The organism is Methanocella sp., assembly GCF_035506375.1.
Lineage (GTDB): Archaea > Halobacteriota > Methanocellia > Methanocellales > Methanocellaceae > Methanocella.
In genome coordinates this window covers 1-22,507 of the sequence record NZ_DATJPM010000024.1, presented here as the reverse complement: position 1 = coordinate 22,507, position 22,507 = coordinate 1, and the positions used below count along the sequence as shown (strand labels likewise).

The 22,507-nt window shown below is 56.5% G+C and carries 27 protein-coding genes; 5 read left to right on the top strand and 22 right to left on the bottom strand.

The features are described from left to right. A partial coding sequence (locus tag VMC84_RS02920; RefSeq protein WP_325377970.1) for an ATP-binding cassette domain-containing protein occupies positions 1 to 909 on the bottom strand: 909 nt, incomplete at its 3' end. 93 nt (positions 910 to 1,002) lie between these two features. After that, a complete protein-coding gene (locus tag VMC84_RS02915) occupies positions 1,003 to 1,791 on the bottom strand; it encodes a TrmB family transcriptional regulator (protein WP_325377968.1) in 789 nt (262 codons plus the stop codon). Between the two features lie 96 nt (positions 1,792 to 1,887). Here VMC84_RS02915 and VMC84_RS02910 point away from each other — a divergent pair, with 96 nt between their 5' ends. Further along, a complete protein-coding gene (locus VMC84_RS02910; protein ID WP_325377966.1) occupies positions 1,888 to 2,559 on the top strand; it encodes a flavodoxin family protein in 672 nt (223 codons plus the stop codon). Here the strand turns inward: VMC84_RS02910 and rnp3 are convergent. The 3 genes from rnp3 to VMC84_RS02895 are packed head-to-tail and all read right to left on the bottom strand — an operon-like array spanning position 2,556 to position 4,247. Continuing rightward, positions 2,556 to 3,242, bottom strand: coding sequence for a ribonuclease P protein component 3 (gene rnp3 / locus VMC84_RS02905; RefSeq protein WP_325377964.1), 687 nt, complete (start codon positions 3,240 to 3,242; stop codon positions 2,556 to 2,558). The genes VMC84_RS02910 and rnp3 overlap by 4 nt on opposite strands. After that, positions 3,232 to 3,660, bottom strand: a complete 429-nt coding sequence (locus VMC84_RS02900; protein ID WP_325377962.1) for an RNA-binding domain-containing protein — start codon at positions 3,658 to 3,660, stop codon at positions 3,232 to 3,234. Before VMC84_RS02900 ends, rnp3 begins: the two co-directional genes overlap by 11 nt. Further along, the gene (locus VMC84_RS02895; RefSeq protein WP_325377960.1) at positions 3,657 to 4,247 is read right to left on the bottom strand and encodes a 50S ribosomal protein L15e; all 591 of its coding nucleotides are present in this window, start codon (positions 4,245 to 4,247) and stop codon (positions 3,657 to 3,659) included. The genes VMC84_RS02900 and VMC84_RS02895 overlap by 4 nt, the downstream gene beginning before the upstream one ends. A gap of 365 nt (positions 4,248 to 4,612) precedes the next feature. On the opposite strand from VMC84_RS02895, the gene VMC84_RS02890 reads away from it, so the two are divergent. Then, positions 4,613 to 5,188, top strand: coding sequence for a hypothetical protein (locus tag VMC84_RS02890; RefSeq protein ID WP_325377958.1), 576 nt, complete (start codon positions 4,613 to 4,615; stop codon positions 5,186 to 5,188). Positions 5,189 to 5,569: 381 nt separating this feature from the next. Here the strand turns inward: VMC84_RS02890 and VMC84_RS02885 are convergent, their stop codons facing one another. After that, complete coding sequence (locus VMC84_RS02885; RefSeq protein ID WP_325377956.1) at positions 5,570 to 5,839, bottom strand: hypothetical protein; 270 nt, start codon at positions 5,837 to 5,839, stop codon at positions 5,570 to 5,572. Between the two features lie 574 nt (positions 5,840 to 6,413). On the opposite strand from VMC84_RS02885, the gene VMC84_RS02880 reads away from it, so the two are divergent. Continuing rightward, a complete protein-coding gene (locus VMC84_RS02880; RefSeq protein WP_325377954.1) occupies positions 6,414 to 6,731 on the top strand; it encodes a V-type ATPase subunit subunit G family protein in 318 nt (105 codons plus the stop codon). A 10-nt stretch (positions 6,732 to 6,741) separates the two neighbouring features. Next, positions 6,742 to 8,646: a V-type ATP synthase subunit I gene (locus VMC84_RS02875; RefSeq protein WP_325377952.1), complete on the top strand. Its 1,905-nt coding sequence runs from the start codon at positions 6,742 to 6,744 to the stop codon at positions 8,644 to 8,646. 5 nt (positions 8,647 to 8,651) lie between these two features. On the opposite strand, the gene VMC84_RS02870 is transcribed toward VMC84_RS02875, so the two are convergent. The 16 genes from VMC84_RS02870 to VMC84_RS02795 all read right to left on the bottom strand — a co-directional run bounded on the left by VMC84_RS02870 (position 8,652) and on the right by VMC84_RS02795 (position 21,617). Continuing rightward, complete coding sequence (locus VMC84_RS02870) at positions 8,652 to 9,296, bottom strand: V-type ATP synthase subunit D (protein WP_325377950.1); 645 nt, start codon at positions 9,294 to 9,296, stop codon at positions 8,652 to 8,654. A 1-nt stretch (position 9,297) separates the two neighbouring features. Further along, complete coding sequence (locus VMC84_RS02865; RefSeq protein ID WP_325377948.1) at positions 9,298 to 10,695, bottom strand: V-type ATP synthase subunit B; 1,398 nt, start codon at positions 10,693 to 10,695, stop codon at positions 9,298 to 9,300. Beyond that, positions 10,692 to 12,431, bottom strand: coding sequence for a V-type ATP synthase subunit A (locus tag VMC84_RS02860; RefSeq protein WP_325377946.1), 1,740 nt, complete (start codon positions 12,429 to 12,431; stop codon positions 10,692 to 10,694). The genes VMC84_RS02865 and VMC84_RS02860 overlap by 4 nt, the downstream gene beginning before the upstream one ends. A gap of 2 nt (positions 12,432 to 12,433) precedes the next feature. Then, a complete protein-coding gene (locus VMC84_RS02855) occupies positions 12,434 to 12,754 on the bottom strand; it encodes a V-type ATP synthase subunit F (RefSeq protein ID WP_325377944.1) in 321 nt (106 codons plus the stop codon). Next, the gene (locus VMC84_RS02850) at positions 12,747 to 13,796 is read right to left on the bottom strand and encodes a V-type ATPase subunit (RefSeq protein ID WP_325377942.1); all 1,050 of its coding nucleotides are present in this window, start codon (positions 13,794 to 13,796) and stop codon (positions 12,747 to 12,749) included. Before VMC84_RS02850 ends, VMC84_RS02855 begins: the two co-directional genes overlap by 8 nt. Before the next feature lie 6 nt (positions 13,797 to 13,802). Beyond that, on the bottom strand, positions 13,803 to 14,396 hold the full coding sequence (locus tag VMC84_RS02845) for a V-type ATP synthase subunit E (RefSeq protein WP_325377940.1): 594 nt from the start codon (positions 14,394 to 14,396) through the stop codon (positions 13,803 to 13,805). A gap of 33 nt (positions 14,397 to 14,429) precedes the next feature. Beyond that, the gene (locus VMC84_RS02840; RefSeq protein WP_325377938.1) at positions 14,430 to 14,648 is read right to left on the bottom strand and encodes an ATPase; all 219 of its coding nucleotides are present in this window, start codon (positions 14,646 to 14,648) and stop codon (positions 14,430 to 14,432) included. A gap of 417 nt (positions 14,649 to 15,065) precedes the next feature. Next, positions 15,066 to 15,476 (bottom strand): NADH-quinone oxidoreductase subunit NuoB, encoded by a 411-nt coding sequence (locus VMC84_RS02835; RefSeq protein ID WP_325377936.1) that lies wholly within the window; start codon positions 15,474 to 15,476, stop codon positions 15,066 to 15,068. Continuing rightward, on the bottom strand, positions 15,473 to 16,063 hold the full coding sequence (locus VMC84_RS02830) for a 4Fe-4S dicluster domain-containing protein (protein WP_325377934.1): 591 nt from the start codon (positions 16,061 to 16,063) through the stop codon (positions 15,473 to 15,475). Before VMC84_RS02830 ends, VMC84_RS02835 begins: the two co-directional genes overlap by 4 nt. Continuing rightward, positions 16,060 to 17,010, bottom strand: coding sequence for a complex I subunit 1 family protein (locus VMC84_RS02825; RefSeq protein WP_325377932.1), 951 nt, complete (start codon positions 17,008 to 17,010; stop codon positions 16,060 to 16,062). Before VMC84_RS02825 ends, VMC84_RS02830 begins: the two co-directional genes overlap by 4 nt. Continuing rightward, complete coding sequence (locus VMC84_RS02820; RefSeq protein WP_325377930.1) at positions 17,007 to 18,569, bottom strand: NADH-quinone oxidoreductase subunit C; 1,563 nt, start codon at positions 18,567 to 18,569, stop codon at positions 17,007 to 17,009. The genes VMC84_RS02825 and VMC84_RS02820 overlap by 4 nt, the downstream gene beginning before the upstream one ends. 16 nt (positions 18,570 to 18,585) lie before the next feature. Next, positions 18,586 to 18,861 carry a hypothetical protein gene (locus tag VMC84_RS02815; protein WP_325377928.1) on the bottom strand — a complete coding sequence of 92 codons (276 nt, stop codon included), beginning with the start codon at positions 18,859 to 18,861 and terminating at the stop codon, positions 18,586 to 18,588. 2 nt (positions 18,862 to 18,863) lie between these two features. Continuing rightward, complete coding sequence (locus tag VMC84_RS02810; RefSeq protein ID WP_325377926.1) at positions 18,864 to 19,772, bottom strand: CoB--CoM heterodisulfide reductase iron-sulfur subunit B family protein; 909 nt, start codon at positions 19,770 to 19,772, stop codon at positions 18,864 to 18,866. Further along, positions 19,750 to 20,040: a hdrC-like protein gene (locus VMC84_RS02805; RefSeq protein WP_325377924.1), complete on the bottom strand. Its 291-nt coding sequence runs from the start codon at positions 20,038 to 20,040 to the stop codon at positions 19,750 to 19,752. Before VMC84_RS02805 ends, VMC84_RS02810 begins: the two co-directional genes overlap by 23 nt. Further along, on the bottom strand, positions 20,037 to 20,480 hold the full coding sequence (locus tag VMC84_RS02800; RefSeq protein WP_325377922.1) for a 4Fe-4S dicluster domain-containing protein: 444 nt from the start codon (positions 20,478 to 20,480) through the stop codon (positions 20,037 to 20,039). Before VMC84_RS02800 ends, VMC84_RS02805 begins: the two co-directional genes overlap by 4 nt. Before the next feature lie 372 nt (positions 20,481 to 20,852). Further along, positions 20,853 to 21,617: a sugar phosphate isomerase/epimerase family protein gene (locus tag VMC84_RS02795; protein ID WP_325377920.1), complete on the bottom strand. Its 765-nt coding sequence runs from the start codon at positions 21,615 to 21,617 to the stop codon at positions 20,853 to 20,855. Between the two features lie 133 nt (positions 21,618 to 21,750). Here VMC84_RS02795 and VMC84_RS02790 point away from each other — a divergent pair, with 133 nt between their 5' ends. Next, positions 21,751 to 22,266: a hypothetical protein gene (locus tag VMC84_RS02790; protein WP_325377918.1), complete on the top strand. Its 516-nt coding sequence runs from the start codon at positions 21,751 to 21,753 to the stop codon at positions 22,264 to 22,266. Positions 22,267 to 22,507: the final 241 nt, after the last annotated feature.

The window sequence follows — 22,507 nt, the reverse complement described above, 5'->3', positions numbered from 1 at the left end:
GTGCATGAACACGTCGTCGAGCTGCGGCTCCTGGACCGAGATGGACTCGACGAATACGCCGTTCTGGGCCGCGATGTTGATGACGGCCGGCAGCAGAGAGGCAGCGCCGTCGACGGTCATCTTGACCTCGTCGTTCACGATTGACGCCGCCTTGGCGATCTTCGCCTCGTTGATCTTTTCCAGGAACAGCTCGTTCTTCCGCGTCTTCACGGTGATGGTCTCGCCGCCAAGGTCGTCCTTTAATTTTTTAGGCGTGTCCATGGCGACGATCTTGCCGTGATCAACTATGGCGATGCGGTTGCACAGCTTGTCCGCCTCCTCCATGTAGTGGGTCGTCAGGATGACGGTGATGTCCTCATTTTTAATGAGCTCCCGGATGTACGACCAGATATGGTCCCGGCTCTGCGGATCCAGGCCGATGGTGGGCTCGTCTAAAAAGAGCACTTTCGGATAGTGGATGAGGCTGCGGGCGATCTCCAGTCTCCGGCGCATGCCCCCCGAATAGGTGCTCATGTAGCTGTCCGCCCGGTCCTCCAGCTCGACGAGCTTCAGGACCTCGTCGATGCGGCTCTTCATCTGGCTGCGCGGGACCCCGTACAGGTCCCCGTGCATCACCATGTTCTCCCGGCCGGTGAGCTTGTCATCGATGCTCGGGTCCTGGAACACGATGCCTATGGACTTCCTGACCTGGGAGGAGTTTTTCACGACGTCGAAGCCGTTGACCAGGGCAGTCCCCCAGGTCGGCTTCAGAATAGTGCAAAGTATGGATATGGTGGTGCTCTTGCCGGCGCCGTTCGGCCCCAGCAGGCCGAATACCTCGCCTTTTTCCACCTGAAAGCTGATGTCGTCTACGGCCGTGAGATTGCCGAACTTCCTTGTCAGGTTCCGGGCCTCGATCATATATGTCATCTTGCGTCTCCGTTATTGGAATATATTACGTTAGGCTTATAGCCGAAATATACTTTTTGTAACTTTTACAGGGTTATAGCAGACACTTCGGCATTAGTGCCCGTTGCCGATGGGCTTTTTTGCGTTCCATATCACGTTGAAGTTGCTCGCCATATAGGACGCCACGGATGCGTTGGAGACCCAGATCGCGACCACGTTGTTCACATCCGTCACGCCGTCCACGACCCTGGAATACATGATGAGCAGTTCCCGGTCGTCGACGATGACGTTCTTAATGTACGGGGAATTCGACTTCTTTACGTCAGGCGTGACGGCCAGGAGCGACTTGATGATGTGCACTTCGCCCTCCGACGACCGGTTTTTCGGGCGGGAGATGATGCGGACCTCGACGCCTCGTTGCCTCGCCGCTGCTATCTGCTTTTTAAGGGGCTCCATCTCCCGGGGAGAGTAGAGGCTGCCCAGGAGCTTGACATCATGCTTGGCCCGGCCGATCATCTCGGTAGTCCTCACGATGATATTATCCATGCCCTGGATGAGCCATACTTTCGGGTTCTCCTCCTCCATCTGCCGGTCGTAGGCCATGGCCAGCCCGTCCGCGACCCGGTCGATCTCGGAGTACAACGCCGATTTCCTGTCCTCCATGATCTCCCGCGGATAGGCGGGCGTGTAGATACTCGGCCTCCCTTTTTCGACGATGACCCACTTTTCCTCCTCCAGCCGCTTCAGGGTCTCGTAGATCTTCGTCCGGGGCACCTCGGCCTCTCGCGCCAGTGCGGTCGCGTTCGTCGGCCCCGTGGACACGAGTGCCGTGTATACCTTAGCGCCGTATAGCGTCAGCCCCAGCTTCTGGAGAGCCGAGATCGTCTTCACGTCGAATAGCATGACTAAGTCGTGTCACTTATAACCCTATAAAAGTTACGAAAAATATATTCCAGTCAATCATCAGAAATACTACCATCAGACTGGAGAGAAAAAGCCATGAAGATCATCGCGATACAATCGAGCCCGAAGAGAAAGAACAGCAATACGCTCAAGCTCGTCGAGGCGGCGCTGGAAGGCGCCCGCGAGGCCGGCGCCGAGACGGAGCTCATCGACATCACCCGCCTGAAGATTAACTTTTGTAAGGGTTGCGTGACCTGCTACCGGGACGGCACGTGCCACCAGAAGGACGACTACAACGCCCTCAAGAAAAAAATACTGGAGGCGGACGGCATCATCCTTTCAAGCCCCAACTATATCGACAACATCACCGCCCAGCTCAAGGTGTTCTTCGACCGCAGCGCCAACTTCATCCACGAGCAGCTTCTGGATGGCAAGTACGGCCTGTCCATAACGACGTCCGGCTCGGGGAACAACGACTTCGTCCTGGGCATCATGAACCACTTTATCAATGCCACGGGCGGGCTGGCAGTCGGAAGCGTAGGCTGCGGTATGGGCCAGGGGCCGGCGGCCTTCGAGTCCGGAATAAAAAAGTCCCGTGAATCGGGAAAAGAACTGGCCAGAGCCATAAAGGAAAAGAGGGCCTACCCGGACCAGGCCGCCGCTCACAGGGACTGGAAAGAGCACTTCGCCATGACCCTCCGGCGCAATAAGGATAACTGGAAGCACAATTACGAGTGCTGGGTCGAAAAAGGCTGGATTAAGGCCTAATCGACGAGCTCGACGCCTTCCATGATATAGCCGGGAGAGCGCCTTTTCAGTATCTCCGAAGGATAGTACGACAGGCCTTTAGCGGCGTCCTTTTCACCCATGCCGAAGAGCCCGCACAGCGATATCGCCGCGCGCACGTCCCGCATATCGTAGAGGGACATGGCGCCGGAAACCACGACGAAGGGAGCCCCGTACTTTTTCGCCAGCGCCAGGTTGGTCTTATAGCCGGACAGCGTCCGTACTCGGGAGCCGCCCTTGCTGCAGATGACCGGTAACAGCTCGAAGCCTATCGCCACATGCTTATCGGCCGCCAGCTTCGCTAAGATGTGGTTTATGCCGCTGGTCTTGCCGTCTGGCGGGTGGAGCAGGATGTCCACGCGCTCGTCCTCGCACGCGGCACGGTTTATGCCCGGGTCGCCGCCATGCACAGCCAGCACCTTAACAAGGCTGCGGAACCGGTCGACCTGCCGGCGCAGATCATTAGCGTTCTTCGCGACGACCTCCACGCCCTGGATGATCCCGGCGCCTTCGGATGGGCTCACTTCATGAAAAAACTCGGGGTGGTTGGCCACGCAGATGCCTGCATAGCCCAGGCTTTTTGCGGACATGGCCAGCCGGGATGCCGTGCTGCCGCCCTCGGGATAGGCGTGGACGGAAAGGTCGTAATACGCTTCATCGGCCATTGAAGTATTCCTCGAGCTTATTCACGCAAATTTCCTTTTTGGCCGGGTACGACTCGACCCTGGCACGGATGGCGATGGAGTCCTCGGCATACGAAGTCCGGATATCGCCCAGGTACGCGTCCTGTTTGGAAAGCTTAAAGAATAAGTCGCAATTCCCTGTCACGCGCTCCGGTATTTCTTTGACGAGCCCCTTCAGGTCGGCCTCGGGGAGCTTAGAAGTTAAAAAATCCAGATACTGGCGGGCCGCCTTCTTCTCGAGACGGGCGCTAAGAATGATGATGGGATTATCAAAATAGCCTTTTGTCTCTTCTTCCTCGATGGAGGTTTCGGGTGGAAGAACGTTCGCGAGGGCCTGTCTGACCCGCGCGACGTCCTCGGTTACATGTGATTGTGTCCTAAAAAGGATATAATGGATCATTTACCCCGTCTCTCGTGGCTGCCGATGGAGGGGTAATTCTTCTCCGTGCCCATGCCCTTCCTGCGCATGCCTCTGCCCTTCACGCCCGCGCTGGTCAGGCCCCTCTCGGCCCGGCCGCGGTGCTGCGGGCCGGCGATCCACTTGAGGTCCTTGTCCGCCAGGACTGACGGGTGGTGGGGATCGATGAGGATGACTTCGTACCACTTGTAGCGGCCGTCCTCGCCTACCCAGTAGGAGTTCATGACTTCCATGTTCCTGAACTTCTTGGACGCCCTTTCCTCGGCGATCCTCTGGATGCTCTTCCGCCGGGTCAGCGTCCTGAGGCCCATGTGTTTGGATTTTCTTCCCCGAACGTACCGGGACTTGCGGCTGCCGCCTCTCCTGACATGCGACCTGACCACGATGATGCCCTGCTTGGCCTTGTAGCCGCCCTCGCGTGCCCTGTCCAGCCTGGTCGGCCGGTCGAGCCTGACGACGGCGGGCTCACGGCGCCATACCTGTAAGCGTTCCCAGAATAGCTTGCCCACATAGGACTTGTCCGGGCTTTTCCACGCCTCGCCTATGTAGTGATACATCGATTTTGCCATTGAGTTTCGTATCTCCATTGGTGTTTCACGGTTCAGCCCCGTTCTGGAGCCACATCCCGGCGGGAGTCTTCGTCCCACGTCTGAAACTGCGATGTCAATAAAAGGGTGCTAGCATATAAACGTTTCGTATTATTAAAATGAGATGCGGGCAGTTTCAATTCGCGCGGGTAAATGAAAAAGGCCTTGTCGAGAATAAGCAGCAGGTTATTGCATTTACCATTTATTCGCCATTGACTGGTTGAATTCCCGCTTTTTATTCTATAATCATTTTACGTCCATTCAGGATTCTCTCAGGAATAGGGGTGATTGGAATGAACTTCAAGAAAGTAACTATATTAGTTCTACTTGCGCTGGCTATTTTCGCAATGGCGCAACCTGCAGACGCCCGCGGAGGCGGAGGCATGGGCCATGGTGGCATGGGCCACAGTATGGGCATGGGCCATAGTATGGGCATGGGCCATAGTATGGGCATGGGCCATGGTGGCCGCGGGCTCGGCCATAGTGTCGGCCACAATAATATTGGTTATGGTGGTATCGGCCATGGTGGCTATGGTGGCCGCAGGCTCGGCCATAATGGTTTAGGCTGGGGCTCCGGCAGTGGTTTAGGCTGTGGTGGCTGGGGCGGCAATGGTTTAGGCTGTGGTGGCTGGGGCGGCAATGGTTTAGGCTGGGGCGGCTGGGGTTTAGGCTGGGGCGGCTGTGACCTCGACTATTATGGCTGTGATTCCGGGTACCCGGTGCCTGTTCCCGTCCCCGTCGCAGACCCCGTCCTCGCCCCGGTCCCGGTGGATACTACCTGTGACGCAGCCGGACCTTATGGCTATGGAACTCCGGGCTATGGCTTAGGCGTTCCCGGACCCTACTGTTATGGTATTCCGGGCACTGGCGTCTATGGGTCGGGCTACGGGTTGGCTAACCCGTCGATCCCCGGATCTTATTAACGTGCATCTGATCGACGAGGATAAAGATACGCGGGATAGGCCTATAATGCCTATTCCTATATTTCCAAGCTATCCAAGTATCTCCTGTAAAATTATTTTCAGAAAAATACGCATATGATCCTGGGTAAAAATGAAAATTAGAATTTTCTCATTTCTTTTTAAATGCCTTCGATGATGGCCTCGGGATTCGGCGGCAGCCGGGTATCTTCACGTCCACGGGGATGAGCTTTTTCAATAAAAGGGTGCTAGAATATAAACGTTTCGTATTTTATCATTATAGTGCTATAACTTCCGTTGCAGGAAATATATACCTCCACGTAATGACAGGTGAGGCCATTTTATCGGGCTGACGAACAGGTTCTATGCGAGCATTTCCGGGCTTTACTTCTTGAAGATCACGCAGAGGGACGGGTCGATCATGCGGAGCTCCATCTCCAGGTTTACCTGCTCTTCCTTACCGAGCAGCTTTTTTATGATGAGCATGCAGTAAGGCACGCCCTCGCGCCCCTCCGCATGGTATTTTCCCATCTTAAGCCTGTATTCGTCATTCATTATCCGATACTGGCTCAGCTTTTTTAAGATATCCTTGTTTAGTAATTTATCCGGGTCCTTTATCAGGTCCTGGTCCAGCATTTTTTCCCGCTTAATCATGCCTTTATACACCGATCCTACGGTTATAAAAACACGGCGCCTGTTACTCTGGTCTTTCGGAGATATAGTCCGGACTAGGCCCGTGTTCTTTCGATTTGAAATAAAAAAAATAGTTATAATACAAACATAAATTTTTATTATGACATAATATAGCTTTCTATAGCTTCACGACCATTTAAAATTATTAATACCTTCCATTCTGGCGGGAAAGTGCTAATTATATATTATATAAAATAAAAACATTGTTAATTAAATTTATTAAGCTTAAACTATGGCCAAAAAGAATAGCGCAAATTATATCATATCAAAAATTAAATAAATAAATATTAAGATATCAAATTCATAGCTTTAATCCATTTTTTCGCTTAAAAAGATGAAAACGTTTAGAGTCCAGACTATGGCTGAAGACATTTCCAGTGTCATAACAGACCTTCGTAACGAAGCGGTGGAAAGGTGCCGAAAGCGAATACTGGAAGCCACGCAAGGCATCGGCAAAAAACCAAGAAAGCCCGGCTCCGACTTTGGGCTGATGTCCAATGTCAAGAAACAGTACGGACTATAGGAGGGTAATATCATGGAAAATAAAACATTGCTGCAGCAGGTCAAGGAAAAAGAGCTGGCGATCAACACGCGGCTGGATCGGGCGTCCGGGGATGCGGACAGGCTGATTTCTGACGCGAAAAAGGAATGCGCCGAGATCATGAATAAGGGGGACGAGGATGGCAGGACCGCCGCCCTGGCATACTTTAACGGCGAGAAGGCCAAGATCGACGCAGCTGTGGATGCCATCAGGCTCTCGGCCTCCAGGGAGATCCAGGTGGTCAACGCGACGGCGAACCGGAACATGCCCGCCGCCGTGGATAGGATCGTACGAGAGGTAACGATGCGATAAGGTGGATGCCATGCTCCAGAAGATGAGGCGTATTCAGGTCGTGGGCGTGAAAAGGGATTTTCGACCCGTGGTAGATGCTTTATACCATATGGGCACGCTACACCTGGAAGACGTCTCCGCGCTTACGCCTGGCATTAAAAAGGTCGAGCCCGATAAAGGTGCCGACATCGCGAGCATTCTTGTTAAGATAGATAGTATTTTTTTCACGCTGCCCGCCACACAGGACCCCGAGAATAGGACACGGATAGCTAAAAGCCTTGAGTCGAAGTCACAAAAAGATATCCTGGCAAGGGCGGAACAGGTCATCGCGGAACTCGAGTGGACGTCGAAAGACCTGGCCTTGAAGAAGAGCGATCTGGAGTATACGATCACCGCGCTCAACCGATATGAAAAGGTCATCGATCATATCCAGCATATTGAGCCAGAGCTGCCGGTCCTGGAAGGATATGAGGTGAGCGTTCTTATCATCCAGAAGGAGTTCGAGGCGGTCCTCGCTCTCCTCAGGGAGGAGATCAAGCAGATCACGGGCGACCAGTTCGAATTCATCCACACGGACGTGGATAAGGAGTCCATCGCGGTCATCACGGTGTTCAATAAAAAATTCTCGGACCCCGTGCACTCGCTCTTTTTCTCGGCGAACGTGAACGAGGTGCGCCTGCCTCCGGAGTATACCGGTAAAAAGTTCTCGGATATGCTCCTTATGATCGACGAGAAGAGGCGGCAGTCTATCGAGGAGATCGCTTCCATCAATAAAACGCTGGAAAAGCTCTCCGCCGAATGGTATGTGGAGCTTTCGGTGCTTCGCCCGGCCATCGAGGATATTGGCGAGGAGGTCGACACCTTCGGCAAGTTCGGCGAGTCGGACCATGCGTTCGTGATCATGGGGTGGATGCCCTTAAAATATCTGGAGCAGGCGAAGGAGAAGCTTACAAAGGATTTCGGTGGCAGGGTCGTGCTCGAAGAGCTTGAGCTGACCGGCAAGGACCTGGAAAATGCGCCGGTCTTCTATGATAATCCCTGGTTCGTAAAGCCCTTCGAATTTTTCATGCAGCTGGTCAGGCTTCCGAAGTATATGGAGGTCGACCCGAGCCCCCTGATGGCCATATTTTTCCCGCTGTTCTTCGGCCTCATGGTGGGCGATATCGGCTACGGGATCGTCATCATGGCCCTGGCCGCAGTCGTGAAGATGAAGTTCCCCAGGGTCACATGGTTAAGTGACATCGCGAGCGTGCTCATCATATCGTCAATCCCGGCGATCATCTTTGGCTTCGTCTTCGGGGAGTTCTTCGGCGACCTGGGTGAATCGATGGGCTGGCTGCACCCGATGAGTATCGGCGGGGTCGTGTGGAACCGGATGGATGCGGTCATACCCATGCTGCTGTTCGTTATAGCCATCGGCATCCTGCACGTCTTCCTGGGCCTCTTTATCGGCATGGCCAACGCCATTACCATCAGGAGCAAGAAACACCTGTATGAAAAAGTGGGCATGTTCCTGGCGATACTATCGTTGATAGTTATGCTGGGGACCGCCGCCGGCATACTGCCGGGCCTGTTACTGTATGCGGGTTTCGGCCTTATGGCCGTCGGCATCGCGCTCCTCATCCTCGGAGGCGGCGTGCTTGGCGCCATCGAGCTGATGAGCGCAGTCGGCAACATCCTGTCCTACGCCCGGCTGATGGCCATCGGCATGGCCTCCGTCGTCCTGGCCATCGTGGCCAACAGGATGGGCGGAACCCTCGGGGTCGTATTGTTAGGGCTTGTAGTGGCCGTACTGTTGCACTCCCTGAACCTCGTGATGGCCATGTTCAGCCCGTCCATCCATTCGCTGCGGCTGCACATGGTCGAGTTCTTCTCAAAATTCTACGAGGGAGGAGGCATGCCATATAAGCCATTCGGGCATGTAGAACGGACTTAATGAACTTACCTTGTCGAGAGCTTCTTTTTACGCTCCAGGATCTTTTTAACCTTCTTCAGCCGGAACAGGTCCTCGCGCTCCCGCTCCTCGATGGTGATGCGGATGTACCTTGCCTGCTTCTTGAGGTCTGGTATGAGTACCTGTTCCAGGGCATTCACCCTCCGGCGGCTCATCTGTATCTCTGAGCCGAGCCGCCTCATGGCCGTCTCCTTCTCGGCCAGGTCCAGAAGGATGTCGACCTCGGCCTCGAACTTTTCGGCCGCCTCGTCGATGCGGCCGCTTGTGCCCACGATGCCATAGCCTCTCTCCAGCACTGTCTTCGAGACGCTCTTCTTCTCGATGACCGGCACGGGCACGCCCATGATGTTCTTGCCCCGGATCTCCAGCGAGAGGCCCTTCCGGGTAGCGAACGAGGCGGACCTCAGCGCGATCGAGTCGTCCACGGCCTCTGCCATCAGCAAAGCATACTGGGCGGCATCCGCAGTAGCCTCCAGCTCAGTCCTGGACTGGGAGAAGGACTCCGCGATCTGGAAGAATTCTCTGATCAGGGCGTCCATCTTCTGGCGCAGGAGGTCCCTGCCCTGCTCGGCCATCTTGATCTGGGCGTTCTTCTTGATAAGCTCCATCCGGGTCGGGTTGACCTGCTCCATGCTAACCCCTCCGATACATGGGGTGATACTTCTTGATGAAGTCGACCTTAATCCTTTTCAGCTCGTCCATGGGCAGGGAGGATAGCAGGTCCCAGGCTATATCGAATGTCCTCTCTATGCTGCGGTCTTCGTCGCCCTGCGAGATGAAGCGCCTCTCGAAGTCGTCGGCGAACTTCAGGTAGACCTTGTCCAGATCCGTGAGCGCCTCCTCGCCCACTATGGCGACCAGCCTCCTCAGGTCTCGCCCATAGGCATAGGACGCGTAGAGCTGGTCGGCCACGTTCCTGTGATCCTCCCGTGTCTTTCCGGCCCCGATGCCGAGGTTCATGAGCCGGGACAGGCAGGGCAGGGAATCGATGGGCGGGTCTGAGCCGCGCCGGAAGAGGTCACGGCTCAATACGATCTGGCCCTCTGTGATATATCCCGTCAGGTCGGGAACAGGATGGGTGATGTCGTCGTCGGGCATGGTCAGGATCGGCACCTGCGTTATCGAGCCTCTCCTGCCCTTGATCCGGCCCGCCCTCTCGTATATGGACGCCAGGTCGGTGTACATGTAGCCGGGGTATCCGCGCCTTCCCGGCACCTCCTCTCTCGCGGTGGAGATCTCTCTCAGCGCCTCGCAGTAGTTGATCATGTCAGTCAATATGACCAGCACGTGGAGATCGTGCTTAAAAGCCAGATGCTCTGCCACCGTCAGCGCGCACCTGGGGGTAGCAATGCGCTCGATGGTGGGGTCGTCCGCCAGGTTCATGAAGAAGATGACCCGCTCGAGGGCCCCCGTCCGCTCGAAATCCCGGGAGAAGAAGGACGCCTCCTTATAGGTAATGCCCATAGCTACGAAGATGACGGCGAAGTTCTCCCCCTCTCCTAGTACTTTGGCCTGCCTGGCGATCTGGGCCGCCAGCTTGCTCGCGGGCAGGCCGGAGCCGGTGAATATGGGGAGCTTCTGGCCCCTGACCAGCGTGTTCAGGCCGTCGATGGCCGAAATGCCTGTCTGGATAAAGTCTGAGGGCTTATCCCTGGCGAACGGGTTAATGGCCATGCCCGAAATGTCAAGGCTTGCCTCCGGTATAATGTCCGGGCCTTCATCCCTCGGCTTTCCGACGCCGTTGAAAACTCGTCCCAGCATGTCCCTGGACACGTCGATGCGCGCGGGCTCGCCGGTGAACGTGACACGTGTCTTTTTATTATCGATCCAGCTCGTGCCCTCGTATACCTGGATTACCGCGAGGTTCTCCGAGACTTCGAGCACCTGGCCGGTCCTTCGCTCGCCGCCGGGGAGCGTGATATCGACGATCTCTCCGTAGGATACTCCTTTGACGTTCTGTACGAAGATCAGCGGGCCGGAGACGTAGCTGACGGTCTCACATTCCTTCGTCGCAAGGCTGATTCCATTCATTTTTCAACCTCCAGGGCGCTTATGTTCTTTTCGACGTCCTGTATGATCCCCTTGATCTTCGCCACGTCCTGTAGATCCTTCATCCTGCCGATCTCCGATTTCAGTGGCAGCCCCATAATCTGCTTGAGAGAGACGCCCCGGTCGATGGCCCGGGCCGCATGCTCGTGGAATGAGATGATGGCCTTGAGCATCCAGAACTGCTTCTCAAGGGGGCAAAACGAGTCTGTGTCGCTGTACGCGCTCTGCTGCAGGAAGTCCTCCCGTAACATGCGCGTCACCTCGAGGATGGCCTTCTCGCCCTCGGGCAGGGCGTCGGGGCCCACGAGCTGGACGATCTCCTGGAGCTCGACCTCTTTCTGGAGCAGGTACATGGTCTTGTTCCGTAGGTCCCGCCACTCTGGGGACACGCTGTTCCGGTACCAGTCCTGGACCGCATCAAGATAAAGCGAGTAGCTCTTGATCCAGTTCACCGACGGGAAGTGCCGCCGGTACGCCAGGCTGGTGTCCAGCGCCCAGAACGTGCCCACGATGCGCAGGGTGTTCTGGGTGATGGGCTCCGAGAAGTCGCCGCCGGGCGGAGAGACCGCACCGACCACGGTGACCGAGCCTATGCGGCTGTCCGAGCCAAGGCACATGGTCCGGCCTGCCCTCTCGTAGAAAGCCGCCAGCCGGGCCGGCAGATACGCGGGGTAGCCTTCCTCTCCCGGCATCTCCTCGAGCCTGCCCGATACCTCCCGCAGCGCCTCACCCCACCGTGATGTCGAGTCCGCCATCAGCGCCACGTCGTATCCCATGTCCCGGAAGTATTCCGCCATCGTTATGCCAGTATAGATGGAGGCCTCCCGGGCCGCCACGGGCATATTGGACGTGTTGGCGATCATGATGGTCCGCTGGATCAGCGGCAGCTTTGTCCGGGGGTCCACGAGCTCGGGGAATTCGGTGAGCACGTCGGTCATCTCGTTGCCGCGCTCGCCGCAGCCTATGTATACGATGATCCGGGCGTCCGACCACTTGGCCAGTGTCTGTTCCGACACGGTCTTTCCAGTGCCGAAGCCCCCCGGTATCATGGCCGTGCCGCCCTTGGTCACCGGGAACATGAGGTCGAAGACGCGCTGGCCGGTGATCAGCGGCAGGCTTGAGTCCAGTTTTTTCTTATAGGGCCGCCCCTTGCGTACAGGCCAGCGCTGGATGAGCTTTATTTCCCTGCCGTCTCCCATCGTGCACACCGTATCCTCGACAGTGAAGTAGCCGCTCCTTATTTCCTTGATCGTGCCGGATACTCCCGGCGGCACCATGACCCGGTGCTCTATGTGGAACTCTTGCACCGTGCCGATGACGTCGCCGGCGGCCACAGTATCGCCCGCCTTCGCCGCGGCCTTAAACTCCCATTTCTTTTGCCTGTCCAGGCCAGGGACGGATATGCCCCTCGAGATGAAGTCGCCGCTTTTAACATAGAGCATGGGCAGCGGCCTCTGGATCCCGTCATAGATGGATGATATCAGGCCCGGCCCCAGTTCGATGCTCAGCGGCATTTCGCTGTTGGATACCCGGTCACCGACCGTCAGGCCGGTGCTGTCCTCGTAGAGCTGTACGACCGCCTCGTCGCCGTCGAGCCGGATGATCTCGCCGCGGAGCTCCTCGTCGCCGACAGAGACCATATCGTACATTTTCGAGCCGGCCAGGTTTCGCGCCACGATGACCGGCCCCGAGATCTTTGATATAGAGCCAACAAGCATAATTATCTCCTCATGACTACGTTGTAGCCGATCGCCTTTCGCAGCAGCCGCTCGATGTAGCTTTTCCTGTCCAGGGCTTTTGACCTGGACGGCATAGGTATGATGATCGGCCGGGAAAGCTTCTCCAGCTTTTCCCTCAGCTTCACGTCCAGTACCGAGAGGTACTCCTCGTTGACCGCGATGATACCAGTGTCGTCCTTTTGCGACAGGAAATTTATGATATTCCGCGCGTCTTCCGGCCCTGAGGCCTCGAACGCATCCACGCCGGCAAGCCGGAACCCGGACGCCGTATCACGGTCAGTCACGACCACGAACTTAAACATAGAACAGCTCCTCCCTTAGCCTTTCTTCAGGTATGTCAGCGGTCTTGCAGCGGGCAATGACGCGGATGTTCGTGACCTCATTATACTTTGCCCAGAAATAGCCGATGGCAATAGCGATGCTCAGGGGGTCCCCGTTAAAGGCGTTCAGGCCCTTCATGATGATCAGCCGGTCCAGCTGCTTTTCAATGCCCGATATCTTCTCCTTTCGCAGATGCTCCTCGGGGATGCCCTCGGCAACATTATACTGGGTATTCTTAAGCCGGTCCAGCACGCTGCTCACGCTTTTGGCCTCGAGCAGGGGGACCATATCCTCCATGCGCAGCCGGGCGCCCCCTTCGATCAGGAGGATCTTCGCCTCCGCCGGCTCGGCCTTATCCCTGGCCATCCGGAGGATGGTCTTAAGATTGACCACGTCGATCTCCGCCTGGAGCATTTTCCGTATGAACTGCTCGTCATACGAACGCCCCCGCGACCAGGCCAGGGCGTTATCATAATAATATTTATCCAGGGCACTTTCGAATATCATAAATCCGTTCTCGCCGGAATATTCGTGGAAATGCCGCATCAGCGGCTTAACGTACTCGATCTTCAGTGTGGCCATCAGGTCTATGACTGCCTTCATGTCCGACTGCTTTATTAATTCGCCCAGGGTCACGTCATCCAGGTCCCCGACCGGCAGGAGGCAGTCGACGATTTCGTCAGCGGTCGTGTGGATGCTTTTTCCCCTGAGGATCGTCTTGATATTCTGGACGTCCCAGCGGCGTAAGAAGATCCTTATGTATTGTTCGGCAGGCGTATCCTCAACGAAGCCGAGTATTTTTTTAAAAGTATTGGTAAAGTTCTTCCTGAGCGCGTACTCCACATGGTAAACGCCCGAATATTTCGTGCCGGCCTCCTGTATCTCATCCTTATACGGGGTCTTTTCAAGCTCGAGGATAAGCGAGTCCATGTCTGGCTTCATGATAAGGTCATCCAGGGCGCCGTGGGTGAGCAGCCGGCTTTTCATGCCCCGGATCCTGGCGTTCGCATATCCATAGTCCATTGCAGGTCACTCCTTTCTACCATAGAGTATCGAAAATATCTCCAGCCTCATGTGACGCCTTGCCTTCTCCAGCCGGGACTCCACCGTATTATATATGACGACCTTCCCGTCCAGGCTGCTCACGTTCAGGCCTCCGGTACAGTGAATGTCCGCGACTACCTCACAGCGTCCGGCAAGGCCTTCCGCTATCTTCGTACACAGGCCTTTGTCCCTCTCATCCACGTGCAGGACCGCCTCGTTCTCACCCAGCGTCTCGAAGGCCTCCTCTGCCATTTTACGGAGACTATCCGCATAATCGGGGCTGTCTCTGAAGGACTCGAGCCGCTCTTTCGCTTGATTGAACGCCTCGTTATAGTGTCCGTGCCGTATGCCTGAGATCTGCTTTCTCGCCTCATTGTTGGCCAGATATGTAAGCTTGTTTCTTTCGAGCGCTACAGCCTTTACGGCGCTATCCATGTGCAGCCTTTTTATCTCTTCAGCCTTAACCCGCGCCCTATTCCTGATCTCGGATGCAGTACGGGCAGACTTTTCCATCAGCTCGGCTATCTTTTCCTCGGCGCTGGCGTCCATGGACTTCATCAGGTTCTCGTAGTCGACCATGCAGATCTCAATCCCTACGGGTTCGGTCGCCCGTCACTTTATCACAAAGAGAATGACCGCCGCTACGACGAAGCCAAGGATGACCATCGTTTCCGGTATGGCCTCAAGTATGATGATGGACCCCGTCGCCTCGGGACGCTCGGCTATCGTCCCGGCACCAGCCGCGCCTATCCTCATCTGTGCTATTCCAGTGGCGATCGCTCCGGCGCTGAATGCAATGGCAGCTCCTATAGGTATTTCCCAGCTTATCATAATTAATATCTCCAAATTATATACTCAATTTTAATGTTTTAAAAAAGAGTTTATAAAGGATATCATGGTCTTTAAAAGATCAAGCAGACAAATTAAGAGAAGGTTATTACCATAAAAAGGATGCCATGAGGCTTATTTTTAAATATATGAATATAAGTTATAAAAAATTTAGATATATAATCACCATTTAAATATGATATAAAACAAATATTTATTTGCTTAAAGTGTACTTATCCCCGAAAAGTTTATCGATTTAAAAAATTAACAATATTTAGAATATATATTTTTGATTGCGCATTTATTATAATAATATGGCTTATGCCGGACGTATACTCGCGCCCGCCGGAACAGCCTTTCCGCTGTACAATTTAGGGAATTAAAAATTTATTGGCCGCGCGGGCGCACGAAGCGGGCGCGCTAAAACTTTCTCATCACTTTAAGTATGCCATCGATGATGGCCTCGGGCTTCGGGGGGCAACCGGGGATCTTCACGTCCACCGGGATGATCTTCTCGACGGGGCCGGCTATTGAATAGTTCTCGTCGTCGATGAACACGCCGCAGGACGTGCCGCAGGCACCCATGGCGATGACTCTTTTTGGCTCGGGCGTCTGGGCATAAACCCTCTCCAGGAAAGGCTTCGTGTGCAGAGGCACGGGGCCGGTAACAAGAAGAATATCGGCGTACCTTGGCGAGGCTACCCACTTGATGCCGAGCCTCTCCAGGTCGTAGCGAGGCCCCATGCACGCTAAAAGCTCGATATCGCAGCCGACGCAGCCGCCGGCGTGCGCGTGGTATATCCAGGGCGATTTCTTGATCGGTCCGCTCATATGAACTTCCTCGGGTGCGTGTCCCACTCCAGGCTGTACTTCCGCCGGCAGTTCACGCATACGGTCAGGTACTTCTCCATATCTTTTTCGATAATGGCGGCGGTCTCCGGCTTCAGGTTCTTCAGCGTCCTTTCCTTCACCACGGCCAGATACTTTTCCGTGGCGGGCATGTACTCGCCGCAGATGCGGCACTTCTGGAGTTTTAGCTGCGTGTCCACGGTCGGCCTCGGCTCCTCGGAGCCCCGGGAGAGGCTGACGCGCTGCGTGTCCGACTCGCCGTCCTTCTTCGGCTCGAGGGTCAGCTCCAGGGCCTTCTCGGGGCACACGTCGGCGCACCGGCCGCAGAAGATACAGCGTAAGCCGTCGATGGAGACGGTCCGCACGCCGTTCGCGTCGGTGAGGCTCGTGGCGCCGCTGGAGCAGCGCTCGTTACAGGCACCGCAGCCCGTGCACAGGTCCGCATTCCGGCGGGGGAGCCAGCGGAAATTGTCCGCGGTAAAGCCGTAGCCCTCCCTGACGGTCACGGGCTTCTGGAAAAAGTTCATGGCCAGCTCGCCGAAGGCTTTCAGCTTCCCTGCCACGCTCATATGACCCCTCCGACATACGACAGGACGTATGGCCCGACGAACGCCCATCCGATGGCCAGCAGCGAGATCAGCGTCGATACCTTGAAGAGCCACTTCGTGGCCTGGTCGATCCGGAAGCGGGCGAACAGGGCGTTCGTGAGTCCGATTGCCCCGCTCACCAGCAGGATGGCCAGGATGAAAATGGCCCAGGACATGAGCCCGGCCGACGGCACCCACAGAAACAGGTCAACGAACATGGCGGACAGCGTGAATAGCATTACGAGCTTGACGGTTTCCAGGACGCCGAGCAGCTTGCCGCTGTACTCGGTGGTCAGCCCGCCGACGATCTCCGACTCCGCCTCGGGGATGTCGAACGGCTTGACGTGCAGCTTCACGAGGATGGCGATGAAAACGGCGATGGCCGCCAGCGGGTTAACCAGCAGGTTAAACCCCATCATATCCCTGACGGACAGAGTATTATAGGTGATGGCGAGGGCAAAGGTGCCCAGGATGAAGGGTATCTCGTTGGCCAGCATCAGCTCAACCTCCCGTACGCCCCCCATGGCCGCAAAGAGCGACGCGCTCGATATGCCGCCCATGATGACGAATAGCGTGACGAAGATCAGCAGATAGAAGATAACGACGAGGCTGAAGCTGTAGTCGAACGCGTTCCCGGCCACTGGAACGAAGAGCGTGACGCTGAGAGCGCATATTAAGGCGAGGACCGGGCCCCAGATGAAAAGCGCGGTGGACGTATGCGGAATGAGGGTCTGTTTCGAGAACAGCTTGACGATATCGTATAACGGCTGCAGGAGCTTGGAATGATTAATATCCTGCCATGCGGCAGGCATCCATAGCAGGGGGCCCCGGCGCGACTGGACGCGGGCAAAGACCTTTCTCAGGTTGAAGGACAGCACTATGCCCACGGCGAAGGCGATGAGAGGGTTGAGCCAGGCCGGATCGATCACTGCCTGCCTCCCAGCGCTCTCATGTCGACGACGCTCTTCCGGTTATTCTTTACGATGGTGACCCGGTCGGTGCAGGAGAAGCAAGGGTCGATGCTCCCGATGATGGCGGGCACGTCGCCCACCCAGCCGCCCTGGATGAGCCGGAGCATGATGTGGGCGGTAAGGAACGTCGGCACGCGGATGCGGACGAAGTCCGGCGTGTTCGTGCCGTTGGACGCCACGTGATAGAGCAGCTCGCCCCGGGGAGGCTCGCTCCTGGCGATGGCCTCACCGCAGGGGAGCTCGGTCACCTTCATGGCCAGCTCCTGTGGCGCAACCTTTATTTTTTCTAGGCACTGCTCGGCGATGTGCATGGACATGAGCACTTCCCGCATCTTGACCTTCATCCTCGCCAGGCTGTCGCAGCCGTTCTCGGTGACGATGTCCCAGTCGACGTCCTCGTAGGCATCGTAGGGCGAATTCTTACGCACGTCGATCCGAAGCCCGCTGCCCCTGGCTGTCGGGCCGACGGCGCCGAGCTTTACGCCGTTCTCGAGCGAGAGCACGCCGACGTTCTTGAGCCTGTCGATGAGCACGTCGTTCGATAGCGCCTGGTCGAAGAATTCGGGCACCGACTTTTTCATGATCTTTAGCTTATTCAGTATGAAATCGGCCTGAGTGGGCGTGATGTCCCTGCGGATGCCGCCCAGCGTGATGAGCCCATGGGTGACCCTCTGGCCGGACACGACCTCCAGGCTGTCCTGCATCTCCTCCCTCACGCGGAGCGAGTGCATCAGCATGGTGCGAAAGCCCGTCAGGTCGCCGATCAGTCCGACAGCCAGCAGGTGGCTCTGGATACGCTCCATCTCGCATAATAATGTCCTCGCGAGCCGCGCCTTTTTCGGGGCCTCGATAGAGGTGATCCCTTCAACCGCATGGGCGAAAGTCAGGGCGTGATGGGCGTTGCAGAAGCCGCAGATGCGCTCGGCGAGGAAAATGTCCTTGTAATAGTCCCGCCGTTCCATCAGCTTGATGACGCTGCGATGGTTGAAGCCCAGCTTCAGGTCCGCCTTCCTGACGACCTCGTCCTCCACGGACATCTTCAGGAAGTTGCTCTCGATGAACGCCGGGTGATAGGGGCCGTACGGGATGGACGTGACCGGCAGGGTCACGATGTTCTCCCGGGGCGTCGTGGCCGGGGGCGCAGCATTGATGCGCTCGGTCTCGTGATCGCCCTCCGGCTGTCCCCCGAGGTACATGTCGTCCCAGTTCAGAGGTAGCCATAGATGCGTCGGGTTCGGGTGGCCCTGGACCTTTACTCCTAAGAATTCGATCAGCTCTCTCTCCGACCAGTCCGCCTGATCGGTGATGGGCGTGACCGACTTCACCACCGGATTCTCCCGGTCCAGGTACGTCCTCAGGATGGTATGCTGGCTGGGAGTCGCCCGGTCGAAGCAGAAGTAGTAGTCTACCTTGATGCCCTGGACGCCCATGTCCACGCCGGAGGCGTATATCATCCTGGCCCCTTTTTCGAGAAGGCCGCTAACTCTGTCGGAGACCTCTTCAGGCCTGATCTCCACGATGCTTACGGGCAGCTTACTTATCCTTCATCCCCCCGAACGGCGTCTTGGGCCCGTACATCTCTTTCGAGTTCAGGTATATCTCGTCAGCGCCGCAGTTAAAGTTCTCGTCCACGTTCCGGTACTCCGGGAACAGCGAGGGGATAATGACCGAGAAGAAGACGTAGAACGAGACTAGCGAGGCTAGCTCTGCGAATAAGAATAATACGATCATGCTCCGGTCGGCGAAAAATAGCGCGCCCAGCACGCTGGCCACCAGGATGAATATGGCGATGATGAAGTATGGCTTCATTATTATTTGATCTCCAGTTTTTCTATGAGCTTATCGACCGGCGCAGTCCGCATGTAGCGCATGCCGAAATCGTCCGGCTTCAGGCCGTACGAGATCGCCAGTAGCTCCGCCAGATGGATGACTGGCACGTCGAAGTTGTACCCGTCCTTCTTTTTTAGTGCGGCTATGGCCCGCTCGAACTGGTCGTAGCACCCGGAGCACACCAGGACCAGGGCGTCCACGTTTTGCGCCTTGATCGCGTCGAACTTCCGCTTTGCCCGGTCGTAGGTGGCAAACTCCCGGTCAGCCAGGTTCGCCTGCAGGCCGCAGCACATGCGCTCAAGGCCGTAGGGCACGACCTCGTCGACGAGCGCCTCGTTCAGCTCGGTGAAGTACCTCACCAGGTGGCCGTCCTGGAAGATGCGCATGTGGCATCCCGGGTGGATGGCGACCCGGATGGGGAGCTTTCTCGCCTCTTTCTTTATGCGGTCTATCCCCACGTCCTCGTACAGGACCTCCAGTAAGTGGCGGACACGCACGTTCGCGTCGTAATGCTTGCCGGCGGATGCCAGATAGTGGTTGACTTCCTCCAGCGCCTTCGGGTCCTCCTGGAGGACCTTATTAGCCTCGTATAGCGTGACGTAGCACCCGTTGCAGGAGACCATGACGTCCCTTCCGGCCTCTTCCGCCTGAAGCAGATTATAGGATGCGAGAGTGAGCCAGACCCGCTTATCGACCGATATCCAGACGCCGGCCCTCGGGCAGCAGGTGGACCTGGTGAGGTACTCGACATCCACGCCCAGCTTTGGCAGCACCTTCATGATGGCCGACTCGGCCCAGGGCATCTTAGTGGGCATGACGCAGCCCAGGAAGTGCGCGTACTTCGGCTTCGCCGCCTGTTTCCCGGCCTCAATGGCCGTTTGCTCGATCATTGAACTTGTACTCCATTTTGTCCAAGTCTAAACCCATCTTCTTGTCTATATCCATCGCCCGGACGATCTTCTGTATGTCGTCCACCGCCTCGTGGTACCGGTGGGCCGTGGGAGGTATCGGGTCGATGTTGGCCTTCTTCCTGGCCTCGATAAGCTCGTCGGTCACCGGATATAGCAGCCCGATGGAGAAGTGCCGGATAAGCTGTGGCTTTACGGAGGACGGCAGCGGTATCTTTACAGGACGTCTCCAGGGATATAGCTCCTTCATTTCCTGATCCTCTCCACGATCTTCATGGCGTCCTCGCGGGAGACGAGCTTGATGGCTTTGGCCGAGCACACCTTGATGCACTCGGGATCGCCGCCACACATGTCGCACTTAGCCATTGCCTTGAGGCCTCTTTGCATTTGCGGTATGGAAATGGGGCATGCCCACATGCACGCCTTGCATCCTATACACAGCATCTTATCTATGGTCACGAAGCCGGTGGCCTCGTCCTTGCTAATGGCGCCCGTGGGGCAGGCGGCCTTGCACATTGGGTCCCTGCAGTGCTGGCAGTAGACCCGGACGAACGTGCCGTTCGGCCCGTCGATGACCTTGCAGAGGGAAAGATCGTAATTGTAGGTCTTATAATTGCGAAAAGAACACGCCGTCATGCACTGCCGGCAGCCGGTGCACAGGTCGGGCTCATGGACGATTACCTCGGTCATAGGGTTTCCTGGAGTATTAAACAATGTTAAATGTCCGTAGTCATATATTTTCTCATGCATGCACCTAATAAGTAAAAAGCGGCGGACATGCCCCCTGTAAAAACCGCGGCGGCACGGACGCACCACGGAGGGCACGGCTAATTATTCACCACGGAGGACACAGAGGGCACGGAGGACTTTTATTTCCTGAAGGGGGCTGACGCCGCGCGGAGCGCTCTTGCTTACCCCTCGGAGACCCCCTGCTTAATAATATTATCAGGAAACCGTGTCGCCGTGGTGTCGCCGGATCAATTTTTAAGGAGCGCCGTGTTCGCCGTGTCGCCGTGGTGAATAATTAACCGTGCCCTCCGTGGTGCCTCCGTGCCGCCGTGGTCATCCCAGCGTGCGGAGTATGATGTCCCGGGCCCGAATTACGTTCTTGTAGTCGTTCAGCTCGATGATCATGCGGTCATGCATCTTTAGCAGATTTAAATCCAGGATACCGTCGCCTGGACAGAGGTGGGAGTCCTTATCGCCCTTGTTATCGTTGACGTGGAGATACGAGATGCCTTCCAGTTTCAGGAATGATACCGGGTCCGGGCAGGTTATGGCGTGGCCCAGGTCGATGGTGACCCCACAGCCGCACCTGCGCCTGAACTTATCGAGCTCTGGGGCGCTGGTGCAGAGGTAAGTAGGCCGGTTAGGCATGTTCTCGATGGACAAAATGATACCCCTGCTTTTGGCGTAGTCTGATGCCTCTCCCAGTACCTGCAGCGCATATTCCATGCACATCTCCCAGATGCGGGGGAAGGGCTTGTGAATGACGCCCGGGTGTGTCGTGACGTGGCTCGCCCCGATGCTGGACGCCATCTCGACGGTCTCGTTAAGCTGCCGCAGCGTCTCCTCCCGGATGCCCCGGTTGACGCTGGCCGGGTTCAGGTCGACCGTCGGCGCATGCATGTACACTTCCAGGCCGTTATTGCCCATGCCCGGGAGTTTATCTTTCCAGAGCCCGAAGCGGGGCCACATGGGGCCCTCGCAGAGTATCTCGATGGCGTTAAAGTGGTCCCTAACCGCCGTCCCGGCCCACGACTCGGGCGGCTGCATGAAAATAGAGAGCGTCGAAAAGCCCAGCCTGATACCTTTCGCTTCTTGCATCAGATTATATTTATGCGCGATACCCTATAACATTGTTGGCGCTGCCGCGGGCACGCCATAACGGACGGCCGGCGGGCAACAGCCCGCCCGTCTAGCGGGTTAAGCATTTTATTCTATACGTCGAGCATTTCTTGTGCGAGCGCGAACTACGCTTTTACTGGCCTCCATCGTCCTCCTGTCCGTGCTTCTGGCCGGCTGTACGGGCGGCCTGGGCACGAGCACGGCGCCTCCGGCGAACGCTTCCCGGGACCTTTATTTGAACGAGTTTCACCTCGGGTACGGCCACCATATCGCGGCAAGGGACCTGTTTAATAATGCCACCTACCTCTGGGACCTGGATGACTATACGAACGCTTCCGCTTACATGTACAGGGCGGAAGACGAGTACGCCCAGGCCGAAGACCATTATGATAGCATGTTATCATACGCCGGGGACGACAGCGAGCGCGCCTTCGCCGAGGGCATGAAAGACACCGCTGCAGGCATGGATTCAGCGGCGTCGAAATACCTGATGTCCATCGACTCGGCCACGGCGGGCGATGATAGCGGCGCCCTCACGTACTTCAGCGAGGGGCAGGCTTTCGTCGATTCGAGCATGGAGTCGCTCAACAAATCACTCGAGATCATGCCCGCGTGGCTCGAGGGATGACCGCGGCGGCACGGAGGCACCACGGAGGGCACGGTTAATTATTCACCACGGCGACACGGCGAACACGGCGCTTCTTTTATGATCGGCACGGCGGATGCACGGCGACACGGCTTCCTGATAAGCGACACGGTTTCCTGATAATATTATTAAGCAAGGGGGTCTCCGAGGGGTAAGCAAGGGCGCTCCGCGCGGCGTCAGCCCCCCCCCTTCAGGAAATAAAAGTCCTCCGTGCCCTCCGTGC

Coding starts and splice junctions, on each gene's coding strand:
- VMC84_RS02915 (WP_325377968.1), bottom strand. CDS start 1,791: ATGCTATTCGACGTGAAGACGATCTCGGCTCTCCAGAAGCTGGGGCTG.
- VMC84_RS02910 (WP_325377966.1), top strand. CDS start 1,888: ATGAAGATCATCGCGATACAATCGAGCCCGAAGAGAAAGAACAGCAAT.
- rnp3 (WP_325377964.1), bottom strand. CDS start 3,242: ATGGCCGATGAAGCGTATTACGACCTTTCCGTCCACGCCTATCCCGAG.
- VMC84_RS02900 (WP_325377962.1), bottom strand. CDS start 3,660: ATGATCCATTATATCCTTTTTAGGACACAATCACATGTAACCGAGGAC.
- VMC84_RS02895 (WP_325377960.1), bottom strand. CDS start 4,247: ATGGCAAAATCGATGTATCACTACATAGGCGAGGCGTGGAAAAGCCCG.
- VMC84_RS02890 (WP_325377958.1), top strand. CDS start 4,613: ATGGCGCAACCTGCAGACGCCCGCGGAGGCGGAGGCATGGGCCATGGT.
- VMC84_RS02885 (WP_325377956.1), bottom strand. CDS start 5,839: ATGATTAAGCGGGAAAAAATGCTGGACCAGGACCTGATAAAGGACCCG.
- VMC84_RS02880 (WP_325377954.1), top strand. CDS start 6,414: ATGGAAAATAAAACATTGCTGCAGCAGGTCAAGGAAAAAGAGCTGGCG.
- VMC84_RS02875 (WP_325377952.1), top strand. CDS start 6,742: ATGCTCCAGAAGATGAGGCGTATTCAGGTCGTGGGCGTGAAAAGGGAT.
- VMC84_RS02870 (WP_325377950.1), bottom strand. CDS start 9,296: ATGGAGCAGGTCAACCCGACCCGGATGGAGCTTATCAAGAAGAACGCC.
- VMC84_RS02865 (WP_325377948.1), bottom strand. CDS start 10,695: ATGAATGGAATCAGCCTTGCGACGAAGGAATGTGAGACCGTCAGCTAC.
- VMC84_RS02860 (WP_325377946.1), bottom strand. CDS start 12,431: ATGCTTGTTGGCTCTATATCAAAGATCTCGGGGCCGGTCATCGTGGCG.
- VMC84_RS02855 (WP_325377944.1), bottom strand. CDS start 12,754: ATGTTTAAGTTCGTGGTCGTGACTGACCGTGATACGGCGTCCGGGTTC.
- VMC84_RS02850 (WP_325377942.1), bottom strand. CDS start 13,796: ATGGACTATGGATATGCGAACGCCAGGATCCGGGGCATGAAAAGCCGG.
- VMC84_RS02845 (WP_325377940.1), bottom strand. CDS start 14,396: ATGGTCGACTACGAGAACCTGATGAAGTCCATGGACGCCAGCGCCGAG.
- VMC84_RS02840 (WP_325377938.1), bottom strand. CDS start 14,648: ATGATAAGCTGGGAAATACCTATAGGAGCTGCCATTGCATTCAGCGCC.
- VMC84_RS02835 (WP_325377936.1), bottom strand. CDS start 15,476: ATGAGCGGACCGATCAAGAAATCGCCCTGGATATACCACGCGCACGCC.
- VMC84_RS02830 (WP_325377934.1), bottom strand. CDS start 16,063: ATGAGCGTGGCAGGGAAGCTGAAAGCCTTCGGCGAGCTGGCCATGAAC.
- VMC84_RS02815 (WP_325377928.1), bottom strand. CDS start 18,861: ATGAAGCCATACTTCATCATCGCCATATTCATCCTGGTGGCCAGCGTG.
- VMC84_RS02810 (WP_325377926.1), bottom strand. CDS start 19,772: ATGATCGAGCAAACGGCCATTGAGGCCGGGAAACAGGCGGCGAAGCCG.
- VMC84_RS02805 (WP_325377924.1), bottom strand. CDS start 20,040: ATGAAGGAGCTATATCCCTGGAGACGTCCTGTAAAGATACCGCTGCCG.
- VMC84_RS02800 (WP_325377922.1), bottom strand. CDS start 20,480: ATGACCGAGGTAATCGTCCATGAGCCCGACCTGTGCACCGGCTGCCGG.
- VMC84_RS02795 (WP_325377920.1), bottom strand. CDS start 21,617: ATGCAAGAAGCGAAAGGTATCAGGCTGGGCTTTTCGACGCTCTCTATT.